Source organism: Flammeovirga aprica JL-4, assembly GCF_012844305.1.
In the GTDB taxonomy this organism is placed as follows: Bacteria; Bacteroidota; Bacteroidia; order Cytophagales; family Flammeovirgaceae; genus Flammeovirga; species Flammeovirga aprica.
Window position 1 is genome coordinate 1 of sequence record NZ_JABANE010000252.1, and the last position, 2227, is coordinate 2227.

General features: G+C 30.9%; 4 protein-coding genes. 3 read left to right on the forward strand and 1 reads right to left on the reverse strand.

Annotation, left to right across the window (positions count from 1 at the left end):
• Together HHU12_RS33580 and HHU12_RS33585 are read left to right on the forward strand one after the other, a co-directional pair.
• Positions 1-753: hypothetical protein (locus tag HHU12_RS33580; RefSeq protein WP_169661092.1), on the forward strand; the 753-nt coding region annotated here is incomplete at its 5' end.
• The gene (locus HHU12_RS33585; RefSeq protein ID WP_169661093.1) at positions 753-1319 is read left to right on the forward strand and encodes a hypothetical protein; all 567 of its coding nucleotides are present in this window, start codon (positions 753-755) and stop codon (positions 1317-1319) included. The genes HHU12_RS33580 and HHU12_RS33585, both read left to right, overlap by 1 nt.
• 121 nt (positions 1320-1440) lie before the next feature.
• On the opposite strand, the gene HHU12_RS33590 is transcribed toward HHU12_RS33585, so the two are convergent.
• A complete protein-coding gene (locus HHU12_RS33590) occupies positions 1441-1659 on the reverse strand; it encodes a hypothetical protein (RefSeq protein WP_169661094.1) in 219 nt (72 codons plus the stop codon).
• 162 nt (positions 1660-1821) lie between these two features.
• Between HHU12_RS33590 and HHU12_RS33595 the strand changes: the two genes are divergently transcribed.
• On the forward strand, positions 1822-2227 hold a 406-nt coding region (locus HHU12_RS33595), incomplete at its 3' end, for a hypothetical protein (protein WP_169661095.1).

A 2227-nucleotide genomic window follows, 5' to 3' on the forward strand; every position in this document is an offset into this window, starting at 1 on the left:
GAGCGAGTTTACAACTTTGAGGTGGAAGGTTATCATAGTTATTATGCGGATGGTATTTATGTGCATAATGATTATGCTTTGCCAGAGCTAATTGCTAACAAGCTTGATGAGTTAAAATTAGATGACAAGTTAAGAGCACATTTTATCAATGACTATAATAAGGGAGGAGAGTTTAAGAGGTATTTTGATGAGATTAATAGTAAAAATACTGATCGGATATCTGATTTAATTGAATTATGGAATGAGCTTTGGAAACGAGATCTTAAAATTGGAGAAGTAATAGGAGAAGGTGGTAATAAATTTGTTCATGATATATTTGGAAGTGATGATATGGTTGTAGCTATATTAAAAGTAGGAAAACCAATAAATAGTATTCCAAAAGAAATGGAATTGTTAGAAGTATTATTTAAAAATGGGTTACCTGTTGTTGAAGTATTTCAATTTACACCTAGGACGATGTTAATGAAAAAGTATGTTCAAGGTTCAAAGGATATTGTTAAAGTTGTTAAAAAGAAACCTACGATTGTTGGAGGTTCAGAGTATCTTAATCAAAATAGTGTTGAAGATCTTTTGAAGATTAAGTCAATTATGGTTAAAAAGAAAATTCAAATAAATGATTTGCAATTTTTGATTGATAAAGAAGGTCGAGTTGTTATTGCTGACCCACTTGATGTATATGAAAAAGTATCACCTAATAATAAAAATATTAGAATGATTGACTTATTGATAGAAGTAGCTAAGAAAAATAATTAATGGATTTTAAAAAATTGAATCAGGAAAAATTAATTTCTGAAAACCAGACCTTATTTGCACAATTAGTTGGTGACAAGATAAAAAATTTGATAAGGTGTAGCTTAAATAAAACAGACCTTGGTGATGAAAACTTCCTTAAAGTCGAAGGAGCATTGCTTATTGAGTTAGAGTCTAATATAATAATAGGGTTAAATGGACAAGATGAGCTTAACTCAATAGTTGTATGGTTAGAAAGAAGTGATAAAGAAGAAGTGAACGAGGATTTTTACCTCTTTGATGATGAAATATACCCATATACTTTGTCTCAAAGTAATGAAAGTTTTATCGATCTAATTCTAAATAAAAGAGTAGTTTTCATTGATCTAATTTATCAACAAATCTTTCCTAATTCTAGATTTGTAGAGCTTCCAAATGAGGTGGGGATAATAATTGGCATTGAAGGTGGAATATTTCTTACAGTAACACATTATTTGTTTAATAAATATAATGATTTGGATTTAAAAGTTGAGTCTTATTATCCAGTAATTGATAATAAGGTGTTTAAGATTAAAAGAATTACATCTTGAACTGGAAGGAGGACGTAAACTCAACGCTGTCCTCAGTAACCCTCATTCAGAACGCTTTTCTGAATGAGGGTTTATTTGGGCAAATTTTCCACATTATTTTATAGAATATTGTATAATGATATTATAGTTTAATATACTGTACCTCTTCCAAACTCAAACCAGAATACTGTACTACTTTATCAATACTAAGCCCATCGAGAAGCATAGTTTTAGCCGTCTCAATTGCTTTTCTTTTCTCCCCAATCTCAATCCCTTCCTCTTTCGCCGTATCCAAAGAATTATGCAAGTCTCTATAATACTTCAAAGAATCCTCATAATTCATCATCTCTTTACGTGACATTTTAGCTACTTCAGCTGTCTCAAAAAAAGCATCAAAGATTTTACCTTTTAGCTCTTTAGCTCTTTAGGTCGCTCGTCCAATTTGGTTAAATTTTTAATGACATAAAGCCACTTATCAAATCTTATTTCTAATTCAGATAAATCCCTAGCAGAGGGATTGGTATTGGCGTTAGCTATTCTTGAATTGGGTGAAAAGGAATTAGAAGATATAGATACAAAGTCATGTAAAATTAGTAGACGCTTGAACTGGCGTATTATGGAGCTGGATACCCAAAAGAAGCGAGATGATATAATAGCTGATATCTGTGCTGATGAAAATTTAAAGAAAGCTTTACAAGGTGATACTAATTCAAAAGGTGATACTTCTTTGGTAAGTGGTTGGGAAATTGCTTATATCAATGGGGATGATTTGCGAAAAGACAAAGACTTTATTAGTATTTTATGGCAGGATTGTAAAGATGATGGTACACCATTACCTGATATAAATGAAGGAGAAAATCGTCCAGCTGAAAAGTCAGATATTCGTCGTGAAATGAAAAATAATAGTGATATTTATGTTTTTTATAAGT